16 protein-coding genes, 1 rRNA gene and 1 pseudogene are annotated in these 15,663 nt (G+C 61.4%); 11 read left to right on the plus strand and 7 right to left on the minus strand.

Going from position 1 to position 15,663, the window contains the following annotated elements; all coding sequences use genetic code 11:
- Window positions 1-46: 46 nt before the first annotated feature.
- Window positions 47-1,480, plus strand: coding sequence for an FAD/NAD(P)-binding protein (locus tag Q0974_RS02140; RefSeq protein WP_299322082.1), 1,434 nt, complete (start codon window positions 47-49; stop codon window positions 1,478-1,480).
- Window positions 1,481-1,482: 2 nt separating this feature from the next.
- A complete protein-coding gene (locus Q0974_RS02145; RefSeq protein ID WP_299322084.1) occupies window positions 1,483-1,989 on the plus strand; it encodes a thioredoxin family protein in 507 nt (168 codons plus the stop codon).
- A gap of 15 nt (window positions 1,990-2,004) precedes the next feature.
- Here the strand turns inward: Q0974_RS02145 and Q0974_RS02150 are convergent, their stop codons facing one another.
- Window positions 2,005-2,502: an Rrf2 family transcriptional regulator gene (locus Q0974_RS02150; RefSeq protein WP_299322086.1), complete on the minus strand. Its 498-nt coding sequence runs from the start codon at window positions 2,500-2,502 to the stop codon at window positions 2,005-2,007.
- 121 nt (window positions 2,503-2,623) lie between these two features.
- On the opposite strand from Q0974_RS02150, the gene Q0974_RS02155 reads away from it, so the two are divergent.
- On the plus strand, window positions 2,624-3,556 hold the full coding sequence (locus tag Q0974_RS02155; protein ID WP_299322089.1) for a hypothetical protein: 933 nt from the start codon (window positions 2,624-2,626) through the stop codon (window positions 3,554-3,556).
- Here the strand turns inward: Q0974_RS02155 and Q0974_RS02160 are convergent.
- Window positions 3,553-3,954, minus strand: a complete 402-nt coding sequence (locus Q0974_RS02160) for a PaaI family thioesterase (RefSeq protein ID WP_299322093.1) — start codon at window positions 3,952-3,954, stop codon at window positions 3,553-3,555. The genes Q0974_RS02155 and Q0974_RS02160 overlap by 4 nt on opposite strands.
- A gap of 24 nt (window positions 3,955-3,978) precedes the next feature.
- Window positions 3,979-4,422, minus strand: a complete 444-nt coding sequence (locus Q0974_RS02165; protein WP_299322095.1) for a hypothetical protein — start codon at window positions 4,420-4,422, stop codon at window positions 3,979-3,981.
- Window positions 4,423-4,538: 116 nt separating this feature from the next.
- Between Q0974_RS02165 and Q0974_RS02170 the strand changes: the two genes are divergently transcribed.
- On the plus strand, window positions 4,539-5,453 hold the full coding sequence (locus Q0974_RS02170; protein ID WP_299322098.1) for a DMT family transporter: 915 nt from the start codon (window positions 4,539-4,541) through the stop codon (window positions 5,451-5,453).
- A 9-nt stretch (window positions 5,454-5,462) separates the two neighbouring features.
- On the plus strand, window positions 5,463-5,822 hold the full coding sequence (locus Q0974_RS02175; protein ID WP_299322100.1) for a TfoX/Sxy family protein: 360 nt from the start codon (window positions 5,463-5,465) through the stop codon (window positions 5,820-5,822).
- Here Q0974_RS02175 and Q0974_RS02180 read toward each other — a convergent pair.
- The gene (locus Q0974_RS02180) at window positions 5,819-6,544 is read right to left on the minus strand and encodes a hypothetical protein (protein ID WP_299322103.1); all 726 of its coding nucleotides are present in this window, start codon (window positions 6,542-6,544) and stop codon (window positions 5,819-5,821) included. The genes Q0974_RS02175 and Q0974_RS02180 overlap by 4 nt on opposite strands.
- Window positions 6,541-7,074: an inorganic diphosphatase gene (gene ppa / locus Q0974_RS02185; protein ID WP_299322105.1), complete on the minus strand. Its 534-nt coding sequence runs from the start codon at window positions 7,072-7,074 to the stop codon at window positions 6,541-6,543. The genes Q0974_RS02180 and ppa overlap by 4 nt, the downstream gene beginning before the upstream one ends.
- Window positions 7,075-7,132: 58 nt before the next feature.
- Between ppa and hisS the strand changes: the two are divergent.
- From hisS to Q0974_RS02205, 4 genes and pseudogenes are all read left to right on the plus strand, one after another.
- Window positions 7,133-8,389, plus strand: a pseudogene (gene hisS, locus Q0974_RS02190) (histidine--tRNA ligase); the annotation flags it as partial.
- 308 nt (window positions 8,390-8,697) lie between these two features.
- Window positions 8,698-9,765, plus strand: a complete 1,068-nt coding sequence (prfA, locus tag Q0974_RS02195) for a peptide chain release factor 1 (RefSeq protein ID WP_299322106.1) — start codon at window positions 8,698-8,700, stop codon at window positions 9,763-9,765.
- Between the two features lie 5 nt (window positions 9,766-9,770).
- Window positions 9,771-10,589, plus strand: a complete 819-nt coding sequence (gene prmC / locus Q0974_RS02200; protein WP_299322147.1) for a peptide chain release factor N(5)-glutamine methyltransferase — start codon at window positions 9,771-9,773, stop codon at window positions 10,587-10,589.
- A gap of 273 nt (window positions 10,590-10,862) precedes the next feature.
- Window positions 10,863-11,465 carry a DUF4167 domain-containing protein gene (locus Q0974_RS02205; protein ID WP_299322108.1) on the plus strand — a complete coding sequence of 201 codons (603 nt, stop codon included), beginning with the start codon at window positions 10,863-10,865 and terminating at the stop codon, window positions 11,463-11,465.
- Between the two features lie 19 nt (window positions 11,466-11,484).
- On the opposite strand, the gene Q0974_RS02210 is transcribed toward Q0974_RS02205, so the two are convergent.
- Window positions 11,485-11,814, minus strand: coding sequence for a hypothetical protein (locus tag Q0974_RS02210; protein ID WP_299322111.1), 330 nt, complete (start codon window positions 11,812-11,814; stop codon window positions 11,485-11,487).
- A 127-nt stretch (window positions 11,815-11,941) separates the two neighbouring features.
- Between Q0974_RS02210 and Q0974_RS02215 the strand changes: the two genes are divergently transcribed.
- Window positions 11,942-12,370, plus strand: a complete 429-nt coding sequence (locus Q0974_RS02215) for a CBS domain-containing protein (RefSeq protein ID WP_299322113.1) — start codon at window positions 11,942-11,944, stop codon at window positions 12,368-12,370.
- A gap of 3 nt (window positions 12,371-12,373) precedes the next feature.
- Here Q0974_RS02215 and Q0974_RS02220 read toward each other — a convergent pair whose 3' ends face one another.
- Entirely contained in the window at window positions 12,374-13,852 is a 1,479-nt protein-coding gene (locus tag Q0974_RS02220; RefSeq protein ID WP_299322114.1) for a lipopolysaccharide biosynthesis protein, read from the minus strand.
- A 470-nt stretch (window positions 13,853-14,322) separates the two neighbouring features.
- Here Q0974_RS02220 and Q0974_RS02225 point away from each other — a divergent pair.
- A 16S ribosomal RNA gene (locus Q0974_RS02225) occupies window positions 14,323-15,663 on the plus strand; the annotation flags it as partial.

Here is a 15,663-nt window from a genome sequence, read left to right on the forward strand (position 1 = left end):
TTAAGGCGTTCGCGCGGCTATGGCGCCGCCTGAGCGGGGGAGCCTTATGGCCGATTTTGAAACCGATTATTTGATCATTGGCGCGGGCGCGGTCGGGATGGCCTTTGCCGATACGCTGCTCGATGAAACCGACGCGCATATCACCTTTGTCGATCGCCACGCTAAGCCGGGCGGCCACTGGAACGACGCCTATTCGTTCGTCGCGCTGCACCAGCCGTCCGCCTTTTACGGGGTGAACTCGACGCAGCTGGGCCCGCAGGAAAAGGACACGGTCGGCCTCAACGCCGGCTATTACAGCCTCGCCACAGGCTCCGAAGTCTGCGCCTATTATGAGAGCGTAATGGCTCGGCGCTTCCTACCCAGCGGGCGCGTGTCCTATTTCCCGCTCTCCGATTATCTGGGCGACGGAAAGTTCGAATCGATCCTCACAGGCAAGCAGACCGAAGTCGCAATCCGCAAGAAAACCGTCGACGCGACGTACTACGGCACGTCTGTCCCTTCGACGCACACGCCCAAATTCGAGACTGCCGAGGGCGTCCGCATGGTGCCGCCCAATGCGCTGCCGCAGCTCTGGCAGACGCCCGACGCCGTGCCCTCGCAATTTGTGATCCTCGGTGCAGGCAAGACGGCGATGGATGTCGGTGTGTGGCTGCAGCAGGCGGGCGTCGATCCTGCCGATATCGTCTGGGTCCGTCCGCGCGACACCTGGATGCTCAATCGCGGGAAGACCCAGCCCGGCATCGAGTTTTTCGACGATACGATCGGCGGGCAGGCCGATATCATGGACGCGCTCGCCAAGGCGGAAGACGCTGACGATCTATTCGCGCGGCTGGAAAAATCGGGCGTCATGCTGCGGCTCGACCTCGATGTGTGGCCGACCATGTTCCACTATCCGACGATTTCGGAAGGCGAGGTCGAGATCCTGCGCAAGATCGAGAATATCGTCCGCATGGGCCATGTTCGCCGGATCGAGCCGGGCAGGATGATCTTCGATGGCGGTGACACCGAAACGGCGGACGACGCGCTGTTTATCGATTGCACGGCGACGGCGGTCGAGCGCCGACCGGTCGTCCCGCAATTCCAGGGCGACCTGATCACGCTCCAGATGATCCGCGTGCCCCAGCCTGCCTTCAGCGCGGCGCTCACCGCGTTCATCGAAGCGCATTATGACGACGATGCGACGAAAAACAGCCTTGGCCAGCCCGTACCGCTGCCCGACGGGATCGATACCTATCCGCGCGCCAATCTCGTCAATATGATGAACCAGTTCCAATGGTCGCAGCGGCTCGAACTGCAGGAGTGGATGGTCAAGGCGCGGCTCGACGGCTTCGGAAAAACGCTTTTCTCGGTGGCGCCCGACGACACCGAAAAGCAGGCCACGCTCCAGCGCTTCCGCGACAACGCCCAGGCCGCGATTGCCAACCTGCCCAAGCTGATAGCGCAAGAGACCAAAGAACAGGTCAAGGCGGACGCCGCCTGACGATGGGCCTTGGCCGTTTTCTCGGGCTCCTGCTGATCGCGATAGCGATGCCGCTAGCGGTTGCCGCGCCCGCCCATGCCGCCGAGGCCGATCACCCCGAAGCGCGGCCCTTTGACGAAACGCGTCCGGCGCTCGCCGATGTCGCACTGGCGCTGGCCCGCGCCGCGATCAACCGCAAACGCGTCATTCTCGTGATGGGCGCCAACTGGTGTCACGACAGCCGCGGTCTTGCCGGCTGGTTCGCCACGCGGCGTTTCACGGACATGCTCGGGCCGCGCTACGAGATCGCCTATGTCGACGTCGGCCATCCGCAGGAGGGCGAGGGCCGCAACCTCGATATCGCACAGCGCTTCGGCATCGAAGAGATTGTCGGCACCCCCACCGTGCTGGTTCTCTCACCCGAAGGTACTCTGCTCAATCGCGAAACCGCGCCGACCTGGCGCAACGCGGCGAGCCGCAGCGAAGCGGAAATCTTCGACTATTTCGACGCGTTCGAGCCTGAACTGTAGGACGCTGTCAGGTTTTCAGCTCAAGGAAACCGCTTCTTTCTCAAGCCAGTTTCCGACATCGCGCAAATGTTCACTCGGCGACTCGGCGACAACGCCCGCTGCGATCTCCACCAGCGACACGCCTTGTAGGCTCTCGCGAAACTCGGCTTCGGCAGTGTGAAAGGCGGCCGCTATCGCGCATTTCTGCAGGCATTTCTCGGGTTTTGCGCCGCACGGCCCGTTCTGCCGAATTTCTGTGCAGCGAAAGGCCGGCGCGCTGCCCTCTATGGCGGCCATGATGTCCCACAGCGTGATCGCATCGGCCGATCTGGCGAGCCGATAGCCACCATGCTTGCCGCGCGCCGTATGCACAATGCCGGCCTTGCTTAGCGCCTGCATCTGCTTGGCCATATAAGCCCCGGGCACCTCGTGATAGCGGGCCAGCGCTTCGGCCTTGAGTCCCTTGCCCGGTGGCAGGCCGCACATCAGTGCGCAGGCATGGGCGGCCCATTCGACACCTTTCGAAATCTGCATGAGTATTCCGCCTACAGTTATCACGACAGGAGATATCCGAATATAATCAGGCGTAACGATTTGGCCATATTGACAGCCGCTTTTTATTCGGACAATGATTATCCGAAAAAAGAGGTGCTCCATGTCCGGTCCCTATGACGTGCTCGATCGCATTGCCCAGCTCGTCGTCATGCTCGTCGCGCTGTTCGCATTCGCCAATGGCGCGTTCATGCTGCTCGCGCCGATGGACTGGTATTATGCGGTGCCGACGGTCCCCGCGACCGGGCCGGCGAATACGCACTTCATCGCCGATATCGGCATCGCCTATCTGAGTTCCGGTGCGATGCTGTTTTATGCTGCGATGAATCTGAAATTGCGCTGGATGGCGGCGCTCGCGGGCACGGTGTGGCTGCTCGCGCATGGCGTTCTTCACATCTATGAGCTGATCGTCGGCATCTGTTCGCCCGACCGGTTCCTGCAGGATGCGCCCGGCGTGCTCGGCCCGCCGCTGCTCGTGCTGCTGGCGGTCGGCACGATGATCGGGCGTCAGCGGGTATCGCCGGCCGGCATTCCCGCATGGCTGTTCATCAAGGCGGCTGGCCAGAAGATGGAGAAGAGCGAAGCCCAATATCTGCGCAAGCTGGTCGCGGCGCCGGGCCGGGCGTTCGAAAAGTTCACCCATTTCATGCCGGCCTCGATGCACCGCCATGCCGCGTCAGCGGAGATGCTCCATGTCGCCCGTATCGGCGCGACTTTGGCCGAGGATTGCGGCCCCTGCGCGCTGACGGCCGCGCAATGGGCGCTTGTCGAACATGTGCCGCGCGATGTCGCCAATGCGGCGCTGGCGGGCGGCGAGGCGCTAAACGAGGACGAACGGCTGGCGTTCCGCTTCGGCGAGGCCATCGCGACTCAATCGCCCGAAGCTTTTGCGCTTGGCGATGCGATCGAAGAAAAGTTCGGCGATACCGTCCGCTTCGAACTGGCGATGGCGGCGGCCTTGGTGCGCAGCTACCCCGCAATGAAGCGCGGGCTCGGGCTTACCAAGGCCTGTTCGGCTGTGCAGCTCGCGGTTTAGGCGAGAACCCGGAAGGTTGCTCCAGCCAGCGCGCAGACCTCGCCATCGGCGGTCACTCTGCCCTGCGCGCTGTCGATGCTGTTGCCCGGTTTCAGGAAGGTCGTCTCGAATTCCAGCCATTGGCCGATCTTGGCCGGGCGGACGAAATCGAGATGAAGGCTGATCGTGACGAGGCCGGATACTGTCTCGTGTTGCGCAGCGCAGGAGAGGCCCATTGCGTTGTCCGCGAGCGCGGAGATCAATCCGCCATGGACGAAACCGCGTGAGTTGCAATGCTGGGTATCGGCCTCGAGCCCGATGATGACCGCGTCGCCTGCGCGCTTCGAGTAAAGCGGCTCCCACGGATCGGTTAGCGGGCTCTTGCGAAAATGCGGCTCAAAGCCGGGCGGCGCCGACATCTGCGTTTCCTGAGTGTCTCTGGATCAGAAATAGATGTCGATATAGTCGGTCAGGCTATCACACCATTCGAATTCGCGCATGCGCCAATAGCGGCGGTTTTGCGTTATCGCGAAGCGCGAGCGGCCAGTCTTGATGCATTGGCGGTCGGCATCGGGCGCGCCGCTGATCACGATACGGCCGTCGAGGATGAAATAGTCGCTGCCGATTTCGGCGATATCGCCCGTGACCGACACATAGCCCTCGCCATCGGCGGTGAACTGGACGCCGCTGATATGCACGGTGTTGCCTCTGTCGGCGACTGACACATGGCCGCGCCGCGCGCCTGCGCTTCCATCGGAATAGGTGAAGTTGATCCATTGCAGCGTGATGCCGCTATTGCCGCGCAGCCGAGCCAGCGCCGACTGATCGTTGACGACGGTTTGCGCAACCGGCCGCGATTGTGCTTCCTCGGCGGCGGGCTGCGCCATAGCAGTTGCCGGGATAGCCGCCAGAGCGATTGCCCATGCTAAACATGTCCGCATCTTCCAGTCCCCTCGCAGTTTTCATTCGCGCCCCGTCCTCGCCCTTTCTATAGGAATCGGTTGTGACCGGCCATATCGCATCCGACAAAGGTTCGATCCTTCTTCCCGCGCTGGCGGTGCTCGCCGGCCTCGCCTTTTTCTCGGCGATGGACGCGGTGATGAAGGACCTGTCGATTGCGCTCGGCGCGTACAATGCGGTCCTTTGGCGCTATGCGGCGGGGGTCGTGCTGGTCTCGGCAATCTATTTCAGCCGGCGGCGCAAGCGGCCGAGCCGGGCGGCGATGCGGCTCTATCTGATCCGCGGCGTGCTGATCGCCGTGATGGCCTTTCTCTTCTTCTGGGGGCTCGTGCGGGTGCCGCTCGCCGAAGGCGTGGCGCTCTCCTTCATCGCGCCGCTGATCGCGCTCTATCTGGCTGCCGTGTTGCTCAAGGAAAGCATCGGCAGGAACGCGATCTTCGCCTCGCTGCTCGGCATCGCCGGCGTGGTCGTGATCGTGCTCGGCAAGATGGGCAGCGAATTCGGGCCGGAGGCGCAATGGGGCGTCGCCGCGATCCTGCTCTCGGCCAGCGCCTACGCCTACAACCTCGTGTTGCAGCGGCAGATGGCGCTGATCGCCGGGCCGATGGAGATCGCCTTTTTCCAGAATATCATCGTCTTTATCTGCCTGCTCTTGGTCGCGCCCTTTTTCGCGGTCGTTCCCGCTATCGGCCATTGGCCTGCCCTGACCGGCGCGGCCGCGCTGGCGATCGTCTCGCTGCTCCTCGTGACCTGGGGCTATGCACGCGCCGAGGCGCAATATCTGGTGAGTCTGGAATATAGCGCCTTCATCTGGGCGGCGATCTTCGGCTGGTATTTCTTCGGCGAGGCCGTCACCTGGATGACGGTGGCCGGCACGGTGCTGATCGTGGCAGGGTGTTTGCTGGTCGCCATGCGGCGGCCGAAAAAGGCGAAGACAGTGGAGGCAGCAGTTGGGTGAGATTGGCGGATGAGCGTGGACGAGGGACTGGTCGAATGGGTCGCGGAATGCCTGGAGCCGATGGGGCGGGTCACGATGCGCAAGATGATGGGCGGCGCGGTTCTCTATTGCGAGGGCATCGTATTTGCGCTGGTCGACGAGGGCGACCTCTATTTCAAGAGCGATACCGTCAACGAGGACGCGTTTGAAGCCGAGGGACTCGGCAAGTTCGAATTCACCGGCAAGGACGGCAAGATCGCAACGATGAATTATCGCCGCGCGCCGCTCGACGTCTATGACGATCCCGATGCGATGCGCGAATGGGCGCGGCTGGGTATCGACGCGGGCGAACGCGCGCCGAAGAAGAAATCGCGCAAGAAGAAGACTTAGTCGGCGGACTGCACATCCGCGACCAGCGCGCGCGGATTGATGCGGATAATGGCGTAAAGGAAAGCGACAACGAACAGCGCCAGCCAAGCGATCGCCGATCCCTGGATGGTCAGCTGGCCATATGCATCATCCGCGATCAGCGCCATCGTCGCGACGCCGCCAAGCGCAACCACGGCGCCGAAAATATAGCCGATGCCGCGATGCCGGGTGAGCAACACGCCGATATAGATCGCGCCGATGCCGAGCAAAGCAAACTTTGCGCGCACAGCCGGAATCAGCCAGTTGATCTGGCCTTGCGTGCCCGGCAGATCGCCCATGATCATAAACAGCCAGAAGCCCTCGACCTGATCGAACAGCGCAGCGGCGGCCACGGCTGCGATCCCGATCGATGCCAGCGATCCGCCATAGCCGCGCAAGGCGAGCAGGGCACAGATCAGGAAGGCCGAATAGGCCGGGATGAAGACCAGCGCATCGACCCAGGTCGCGTGGCGCATCGCGGCGGTGAACGGTTCGGTGCAGGGCGGCGCGCCGAACAGCGCGCTCACATCGGCGGGCGTACGCACCAGTTCGAACGCGATGATCGACCCGAGTTGCTGCGCATCGACATCGGCAGAACAGCCTTCGATATTCGGGATCATGCCGAAATAGAGGCTGACGGCGATCACGATCAGCCCTGCGCCCGCGCAACGCCACCACCAGCTGCGCTCGGTGGCGGGCATCATTTGGCGGTACCTGCCCGCTCGATGCTTTCGACGACGACCGTGCGCGCCTCTTCGGCATCGCCCCATTTGCCGATCCGGACCCATTTCTCGGTCTCGAGATCTTTGTAATGGGTGAAGAAATGCTCGATCTGCTGCATCACGATTTCAGGGAGATCGACCCCCTCGCCGACTTTACGATAATAGGGGAAGGTCGAATCGATCGGCACGCAGAGTAGCTTTTCGTCACCGCCATGTTCGTCCTCGAGATTGAGCACGGCGATCGGGCGTGAGCGGACCACCGAACCCGGCATGAAGGGCGAGCGGGCGATGACGAGCGCATCGAGCGGATCGCCATCGGGCGACAAAGTGTGCGGGATGAAGCCATAATTGGCCGGATAGCGCATCGGCGTGTGCAATATGCGATCGACGAATAGGGCGCCTGATGCCTTGTCGAACTCATATTTCACCGGTTCGCCGCCGACCGGCACCTCGATGATGACGTTGAGGCTGTCGGGCGGATTATCGCCGGTCGGGATGAGATCGATATTCATGCGCTTCTCCAGTTCCCCTATTCCCCTAGCGCGTCAAAATGCTCTAGGGGAGCCGCCCATGGGAAATAAAGCGCGAAAAGACACGCCCCACGCCATTCGCGGCACGCAGGATATGCTCGGCGAAGAGGCCGAGCGGTTCCAATATGTCGTCGATACGTTCGACCGCGTCCGGCGGCTCTACGGCTTCGGCCGTATCGAAGTGCCGGTGTTCGAGGCGACTTCCGTGTTCGCGCGCTCGCTCGGCGAAACCACCGATGTCGTGTCGAAAGAAATGTACACGTTCGAGGATCGCGGCGGCGATTCGCTGACGCTGCGGCCCGAATTCACGGCCGGTATTGCGCGGGCGTACTTGACGAACGGCTGGCAGCAATATGTGCCGCTCAAGGTCGCGACGCATGGCCCGCTATTCCGCTACGAGCGGCCGCAAAAGGGCCGGTTCCGGCAGTTTCATCAGCTCGATGCCGAGATTATCGGCGCGGGCGAATCGACGGCCGATGTCGAACTGCTGGTGATGGCGGATCAGTTGCTGAAGGAGTTGGGCGTTTCCGACGGCGTGACGCTGCAGCTCAATACGCTCGGCGACAGCGCGACGCGCGAAGCCTGGCGCGATGCGCTGGTCGCGCATTTCGCGGCGCATAAGGACGGTCTGTCGGAAGACAGTCAGGAGCGCCTGGAACGCAATCCGCTGCGCATCCTCGATTCCAAAGACAAGCGCGACCGTCCGATCGCCGACGCCGCGCCCTCCATCGACGATGTGATGAGCGACGAGGCGGGAGCGTTTTTCGCAGCTGTGACAGCGGGCCTCGATGCGGCAGGCGTGGCCTGGGAACGCAACGCCCGGCTCGTGCGCGGCCTCGACTATTATCGCCACACGGCCTTCGAGTTCGTCACCGACCGATTGGGCGCGCAGGGCACGGTGCTCGGTGGCGGACGCTATGACGGGCTGATCGAGGCGCTGGGCGGACCCGAGACGCCGGCCGTCGGCTGGGCCGCCGGTATCGAGCGGCTGGCTATGTTGGTTGATGCGCCGTCCCGTCCGAAGATCGACGCTGCGATCATTCCGCTCGGCGAGCGCGCAGAACAAGCCGCGCTTGGTCTGGCGACCAGCCTTCGGGGAGCCGGATTGGCGTGCGAGATGGCGTTCAAAGGCAACATGAAGAAGCGCATGCAGAAAGCCGATGCGAGCGGTGCGCGCTATGCGGTGATAATTGGCGATGACGAACTAGATCGCGGTGAGGTTGCTCTAAAGGTTTTAACGAGCGGGGAACAGGAGAACATCGCCATTGATCAAATCGTAGCGACAATTGGAGCGGTCAAATCCCCCGCGCAGAACCCATGGCTAACGCGAACTGCAAAAACGATAGTTGATCTGGTTTTCGAATGCTTCCCTGTCGATTGGGAGTTTCAAACTCTAGTAGGTCTCACCTACGAAGAGTTTCAGCAACTTCGTTCAAGTGTGATGGGAGGGGGTGCCCTCACTGACGATCAGCTCGCCGTTCTTCGTGAAGCAGGCGACATGCTAATGATCTACCCTCATGGGAAGGGAGAGAAAGTTCTAAAGCGCCTAGATGATGTAGATTTTTCGACCTTTCGCAAACTATCTGTAAATCCACAGTCTAACTCATGACCACCATCTCCTCCGACCGTATCGACGCGATCCTGTCGCGGCATGAAGAGCTACAGGGGCAGATGGCGGCGGGCGATCTGGCGCCGGATAAGTTTGTCGCGCTTTCCAAGGAATATGCCGAGCTGGAGCCGGTCGCCGAGTCCGCACGCGAGCTGCGGCGGTTGCGCGAGGAGCTGGCGGCGCTCGACGAGATGCTCGCCGATCCCGAGATGAAGGAGATGGCGGAGCTTGAGGCGGAAGAGCTTAAGGCCGCGATCCCCGATGCCGAGCGCGCGCTCGCAGTGAAACTGCTGCCCAAGGATGCAGCTGATGACCGGCCGGCCATGCTCGAGGTCCGCGCTGGCACGGGCGGCGACGAGGCGGCGCTGTTCGCAGGCGATCTGCTGCGCATGTACCAGCGCTATGCAGAGGAGCAGGGCTGGGGCTTCGAACTGATCTCGGCGAGCGCGGCCGATGTCGGCGGCTACAAGGAAGTGGTCGCCAACGTTACCGGCAAAGGCGTGTTCGCTAAGCTCAAATTCGAAAGCGGCGTGCATCGCGTCCAGCGCGTGCCGGTCACGGAAAGCGGCGGGCGGATCCATACCTCGGCAGCGACCGTCGCCGTCCTGCCCGAGCCCGAAGAGGTCGATATCCAGATCGACGAATCGGATTTGCGCATCGATGTGTTCCGCGCCTCGGGCCCCGGCGGCCAGTCCGTCAACACGACGGATAGTGCGGTGCGGATCACCCATATCCCGACCGGCATCGTCGTGAGCCAGCAGGACGAGAAATCCCAGCACAAGAACCGGCAAAAAGGCATGAAGGTGCTGCGCGCGCGGCTCTATGAGCATGAGCGCGCGAAGGCCGAGGCCGAATATGCGGGCGCGCGCAAGTCGATGGTCGGCTCGGGCGACCGATCCGAGCGCATCCGCACCTATAATTTCCCGCAAGGCCGCGTGACCGATCACCGGATCAACCTGACGCTGCATGCGCTGCCGCAGATTCTCGAAGGCCAGCTTGGCGAGCTGGTCGGCGCATTGATCGCCGAGGACGAGGCCGAGCGGCTCGCCCATATCGAGGAATGAGCGGTATGACCGTGCGCGACGCGCTGCGCGCGGCGACGGCGACACTATCTGCCATGAGTGAAAGCGCGCGGCTCGATGCGGAGCTATTGATGGCGCATGTGCTGGGTACGGAAAGGGAAGCGATGCTGCTGGAGCATCTCGATGCGGCAGTGCCCGAAGCCTTCGATGCGCTCGTCGCCCGCCGCGCCGCTCATGAGCCGCTCGCCTATATCGTCGGCCATCGCGAGTTCTGGAGTCTCGATTTCGCCGTCGGCCCCGGCGTCCTGATTCCGCGCCCCGAGAGCGAGACACTGATCGAGGCCGCCATAAAGGCACGGGTCGACAATCCGCCCGCCGCGATTCTCGATCTGGGGACCGGCTCGGGCGCGCTGCTGCTCGCGGCGCTTTCCGAATGGCCGGATGCGCGGGGCCTCGGCATAGATCGCTCAGAGGCGGCCCTTGGCTATGCCCGGAAAAATGCCGAACGGCTGGGATTCGCCGATCGCGCCAGCTTCCGCGCGGGGAATTGGGGGGACGGCGAAACCGGCCGTTACGATCTGGTCCTGTGCAACCCGCCTTACGTTGCGTCCGACGCCGAGCTCAGTCCGGATATCGCCAATTTCGAGCCGGAGGCCGCGCTGTTTGCCGCGGATGCCGGGCTGGCCGCCTATCGCGCAATCGTGCCGCAACTGAAGGGCCTGCTGGCGGAAGGCGGTGTCGCGTGCCTCGAACTGGGCGCGGGCCAATCGGTGGCAGTGTCCCGCCTGTGCGCCGAACAGGGGTTAGAAACCGCGATTAGCCGCGACTTGGCGGGGCATGACCGCTGCCTGATTATCCACAACTAGGCCAGACGCCTCCTATTATTTTGCTTGCAATTGGCAAAACGTAGCGGATATGGCCGGTGATGGAACGAAGGTTCCGGCAGCATACAGCGTTGAAACCTTCACTCCACGATCCCCATCGTCATACCGCTGATGTCCGGCGGTGCTGGCACCAGGACCGGTTCGTCCGGTCCGTTAGGGATATGTATCCGAGCGGCCGGGATGGGCCCGGCTGACTGAGCCGCGCGCGGGGGCGCGCTTGTTGCGGAAACAAAGGACTGAGGATTTTTTACCTTGATGAATAATCGTAGCTCAGGCCGCAGGCGCAGCCGCGGTGGTCGCTCCAGCAATCGCGGGCCGAACGACGGAAACCGTCTCGACAATCGGGCGCGCGGAAATGCCAACCAGCTCTGCGAAAAATATAAGTCGATGGCGCGCGATGCCCATCAGCAGGGCGACCGGGTGATGAACGAATATTATCTGCAGTTCGCGGATCATTATTTCCGGGTGCTCACCGAAACGAACCTGCGCAAGGAAGAGCAGAAGCGCGAGCGCGAGCAGAACAAGGCGAAGCGGTATCAGGACAATAAGCCGGACAACAACAAGTCCGACGATCGCTCGGACGACGGAAAGCCGAAAAAGCGCCAATCGAGCAAGAGCCAGTCGAGCAAGAGTCAATCGGGCAAGAAAAGCGACAGCGCCGGTTCCGAGAGTGAAGCACCGAGCATCGAGGCAGACCGGCTGCCCGCCGCAATCTCCGTCGATACGAGCGAGAGCGGGGACGCGAAGGACGGCTCCGAAACGGTGAACGGCAGCGGCGAGAAGAAGGCGAGCCGGAGCAGCCGTTCGCGCAAACCGACTCAGGATGAAGACGGCAAGGGCGCCGGCGCGGAAGCCTAGGTCCTGACCCTAGCGTCGCCTATTCGCGGTGATTGAGGCTGTCCTGGCCTTGTGCATCGACGACATCGTCATGGCCTTGTGCATCGACGACATCGTCATGGCCTGAGCCCGAGCTCAGAAAAATCAGGCCCATCAGCGCGGCGGCCATGAAAACCGTCAGCGCGACTCCGAATGCCGTCGTCAGCGCTACGGCAATGGTCAGTCCGCCGCCATAATAATGCATCCAGACCAGCGCGATCGCCGCGGTCGCGACCGATGCGAGGCCCATCCATTTCAGCATGGCGCGAAAGCGATTCCAGACCAAGCGGGAATATTCGGCATCGTCGAGCGTCGGTTTGGGGTCGGTCATGCCGCCTATCTGGCCATAGCTGCCCGCATCATCAAGCCATAGATGCAGGCGAAATCCGCTCAACTTCCCTTTTCGGCCGAAAAGGCGCATCATCCCGCCGGTTCATGGGTCGATCGGGAGAGTCGCTATGACAATCAGCCTCATCTTGGAGAATCGCGGGCAGGACACCATAACCGCCAGTCCGGATATGAAGGTCCATGAGGTCGTGCGCATTTTTGCGGAGAAACGGATCGGGGCCGTGCCGATAATCGATGGTATCGAAGTCGTCGGCATCATGTCCGAACGCGATCTTGTCCATCTCGTCGCCGAACATGGCAAGGACGGTCTCGAGAAACCGGTTTCCGACGTGATGACCTCGCCCCCGATTACCGTCGACCCCAATTACAAAATTCTCTCGGCGCTCGGCCTGATGACGCGCCGCCGCGTGCGCCATCTACCTGTCGTCGAGGGCGGCAAGCTGGTCGGCTTCGTCTCGATCGGCGATCTCGTAAAGCACCGGATGGATCGGATCGAACAGGATGCGCGCGCAATGCGCGATTATATCCAGGCGGTCTGACGATCAGGCCGGAGCGGTCTGGCGCCGGACGATAAGGTCCCACATCTCTGCAACGAGGCTCCGGGCGAACATCAATAGCAGCGCGGCATAGGCAGCCATGCCAGCGCCTGCCAGCACCAGCAGACGCATCAGCGGCGAAAGTGGCGGCAGCAGCGCATCGATTGCGACCACAATAATCGCCATCGCCAGCGAGGCGGATAGCCCCGGCGCGACGGCGCCCGCCAGTTGGCGCAGCGAGACGCCGATTGTCGGCATGGACATAAACATCGTGACCGCCGTCAGGATCGGCATGGCGATAAGCCACGCCCAGGCGAGGCCGATAATGCCGTAATTCACTGCCACCAAAAAGCCGGTCGCCATGATCGCCGCGCCACATATATTGACGCGCACGGCTATGCCCGGACGACCGAGCGCGTTGGTCGCCGGGCCGAACAATATCTGCAGCGTCATAAATGGCATGGCGAGCGCGAGCAGCGAGACGATAGGGATAATCTCGAGCCATTGCTGGCCGAGTATCGCTTCGACGAGCGGCGCGGCCGTGATGGCGAGTCCGAAATAGAAAGGCAGCGTTGCGGTCAGGATCAGCCGCGCCGAATTGGCGAAGGCGGAGCCGATGGGCCGCTTCTCGCGATGCATGCGCGAATAGGCGGCGAACGCGACGTCGTTGAGCGGCGGCACGAATTTGGACACCAGGATCTGCGCGAGAAACAGCGAGGTCGTGTAGAGGCCGATATTATAGGCGTCGTAGATGCGACCGGCGATAAAGATGTCCGACTGGCTCTGCAGGAACCAGAAGAACTGGGTCAGGGTCAGCGCGCCGCCGAACCCGATGATCGCCCGCGCGCCGCGGAAGGAAAAGCTCGGCCAGATCAGGGACCGCGCGGCAAAGGTCATGCAGGTGGCGCGCACGGCGAACATCACGATCGGGCTGAAGACGAGCGTCCAGACGCCATAGTCCATCACCGCCATGGTCAGCGCTGTCCCCGCGCCCGCGATCGAGCCGATGAGATTCGCGATCGCCAATTTGCGATATTCGAGCTCGCGGCTGAGAATGGCGAACGGCAAAGCAAGAAACGGCGTGATAAAATAGAGCAGGGTCTGGACGCGCAATATCTCGACCAGTTCGGGCTGATTGAAATAGGCAGCGGCGAGCGGGGCGATGAGGAACTGGATGCCGGCCAGCGTCACGTTGATGAGAATCAGCAGGCCGAATACCTGACGCAATTCTTTCCTGCTGACCGACTCGCGCTGGATCAGCGAACTGGCGAATCCGAACCCCTCCATCAGGCTCAAAAAGATGACGACGAGCGCGGCCATCGCGACGAGCCCGTAATCTTCCGGGCTGAGCATCCGGATGACGAGAAAGGTAGTCGCCCAGGTAATCATCTGCGCGACGATCTGGCTGCCCGAGCGCCAGAACACGGCGCTGCGGACGCGATCCCGCAGAGATGCAGGAATTTCCTGTTTCGCGATATCGACCAAGCCGGGCCTGTCCCTTGCGGTTAGCAGTTGATTAAGGCCCTAGCGGAACAAGGTGTATGAGGCGTAAACCGGCGTTCGGGAAATCGGTGCAAAATATTTGAAATAAAATTGCACAGAGGGTGTTGACCGAATCCTACAGCCCGCATATATGGCTGCTTCCCGACGCGGTAACGGGCACTGCCCCGCGACCCCACTGGGGACATTTCTTGTAAACGGTACCACCGTCTCCCCCTGCTCATGGTAGGGGACAGGAATTGTCGGCTCTTTGACATTGTTAGTTTGAATGAAGGGACATGTGGGCGGCGGCCCCGGTCCGGAGAGCTCAAGGCTCCGGTAACCGGTAAAGCTAAGTCGTTCTATGCATGTCCTATTCACGTATCCATTACGTAATTAAGATTTGTGCAGGAACGGCTCCTAGAGATCGTCCTGGATGTGCGCGGCCTTTGGCACGTGGCGTCTTGGATGAACATCAACTTGAGAGTTTGATCCTGGCTCAGAACGAACGCTGGCGGCAGGCCTAACACATGCAAGTCGAACGAGACCTTCGGGTCTAGTGGCGCACGGGTGCGTAACGCGTGGGAATCTACCCTTAGGTGCGGAATAACTCAGAGAAATTTGAGCTAATACCGCATAATGACTCCGGTCCAAAGATTTATCGCCTAGGGATGAGCCCGCGTTAGATTAGGTAGTTGGTGAGGTAAAAGCTCACCAAGCCGACGATCTATAGCTGGTCTGAGAGGACGACCAGCCACACTGGGACTGAGACACGGCCCAGACTCCTACGGGAGGCAGCAGTGGGGAATTTTCCGCAATGGGCGAAAGCCTGACGGAGCAATACCGCGTGCGGGAGGAAGGCCTTTGGGTCGTAAACCGCTTTTAACAGGGAAGAAGATCTGACGGTACCTGTTGAATAAGCCTCGGCTAACTCCGTGCCAGCAGCCGCGGTAAGACGGAGGAGGCAAGCGTTATCCGGAATTATTGGGCGTAAAGCGTCCGCAGGTGGCCTTTCAAGTCTGCTGTTAAAGCCCAGGGCTCAACTCTGGATCAGCAGTGGAAACTGAAAGGCTAGAGTACGGTAGGGGTAGAGGGAATTCCCAGTGTAGCGGTGAAATGCGTAGATATTGGGAAGAACACCAGTGGCGAAGGCGCTCTGCTGGGCCGTAACTGACACTCATGGACGAAAGCTAGGGGAGCGAAAGGGATTAGATACCCCTGTAGTCCTAGCTGTAAACGATGGACACTAGGTGTTGGCCGTATCGACCCGGTCAGTGCCGTAGCCAACGCGTTAAGTGTCCCGCCTGGGGAGTACGCACGCAAGTGTGAAACTCAAAGGAATTGACGGGGGCCCGCACAAGCGGTGGAGTATGTGGTTTAATTCGATGCAACGCGAAGAACCTTACCAGGGCTTGACATGTCGCGAACCTTGTGGAAACACGAGGGTGCCTTCGGGAACGCGAACACAGGTGGTGCATGGCTGTCGTCAGCTCGTGTCGTGAGATGTTGGGTTAAGTCCCGCAACGAGCGCAACCCACGTCTTTAGTTGCCATCATTTAGTTGGGCACTCTAGAGAGACTGCCGGTGACAAACCGGAGGAAGGTGTGGATGACGTCAAGTCAGCATGCCCCTTACGCTCTGGGCTACACACGTACTACAATGGTTGGGACAAAGAGCTGCCAACTCGCGAGAGTGCGCTAATCTCATAAACCCAGCCTCAGTTCAGATTGCAGGCTGCAACTCGCCTGCATGAAGGAGGAATCGCTAGTAATCGCAGGTCAGCATACTGCGGTGAATACGTTCCCGGGCCTTGTACA

The organism is Parasphingopyxis sp., from assembly GCF_028279465.1.
Classification (GTDB): Bacteria; Pseudomonadota; Alphaproteobacteria; order Sphingomonadales; family Sphingomonadaceae; genus Parasphingopyxis.

Bases quoted from the DNA above. Each gene is read 5' to 3' on its own strand.
- Q0974_RS02140 (WP_299322082.1), top strand. From the start codon at position 47: ATGGCCGATTTTGAAACCGATTATTTGATCATTGGCGCGGGCGCGGTC.
- Q0974_RS02145 (WP_299322084.1), top strand. From the start codon at position 1,483: ATGGGCCTTGGCCGTTTTCTCGGGCTCCTGCTGATCGCGATAGCGATG.
- Q0974_RS02150 (WP_299322086.1), bottom strand. From the start codon at position 2,502: ATGCAGATTTCGAAAGGTGTCGAATGGGCCGCCCATGCCTGCGCACTG.
- Q0974_RS02155 (WP_299322089.1), top strand. From the start codon at position 2,624: ATGTCCGGTCCCTATGACGTGCTCGATCGCATTGCCCAGCTCGTCGTC.
- Q0974_RS02160 (WP_299322093.1), bottom strand. From the start codon at position 3,954: ATGTCGGCGCCGCCCGGCTTTGAGCCGCATTTTCGCAAGAGCCCGCTA.
- Q0974_RS02165 (WP_299322095.1), bottom strand. From the start codon at position 4,422: ATGGCGCAGCCCGCCGCCGAGGAAGCACAATCGCGGCCGGTTGCGCAA.
- Q0974_RS02175 (WP_299322100.1), top strand. From the start codon at position 5,463: ATGAGCGTGGACGAGGGACTGGTCGAATGGGTCGCGGAATGCCTGGAG.
- Q0974_RS02180 (WP_299322103.1), bottom strand. From the start codon at position 6,544: ATGATGCCCGCCACCGAGCGCAGCTGGTGGTGGCGTTGCGCGGGCGCA.
- ppa (WP_299322105.1), bottom strand. From the start codon at position 7,074: ATGAATATCGATCTCATCCCGACCGGCGATAATCCGCCCGACAGCCTC.
- prfA (WP_299322106.1), top strand. From the start codon at position 8,698: ATGACCACCATCTCCTCCGACCGTATCGACGCGATCCTGTCGCGGCAT.
- prmC (WP_299322147.1), top strand. From the start codon at position 9,771: ATGACCGTGCGCGACGCGCTGCGCGCGGCGACGGCGACACTATCTGCC.
- Q0974_RS02205 (WP_299322108.1), top strand. From the start codon at position 10,863: ATGAATAATCGTAGCTCAGGCCGCAGGCGCAGCCGCGGTGGTCGCTCC.
- Q0974_RS02210 (WP_299322111.1), bottom strand. From the start codon at position 11,814: ATGACCGACCCCAAACCGACGCTCGACGATGCCGAATATTCCCGCTTG.
- Q0974_RS02215 (WP_299322113.1), top strand. From the start codon at position 11,942: ATGACAATCAGCCTCATCTTGGAGAATCGCGGGCAGGACACCATAACC.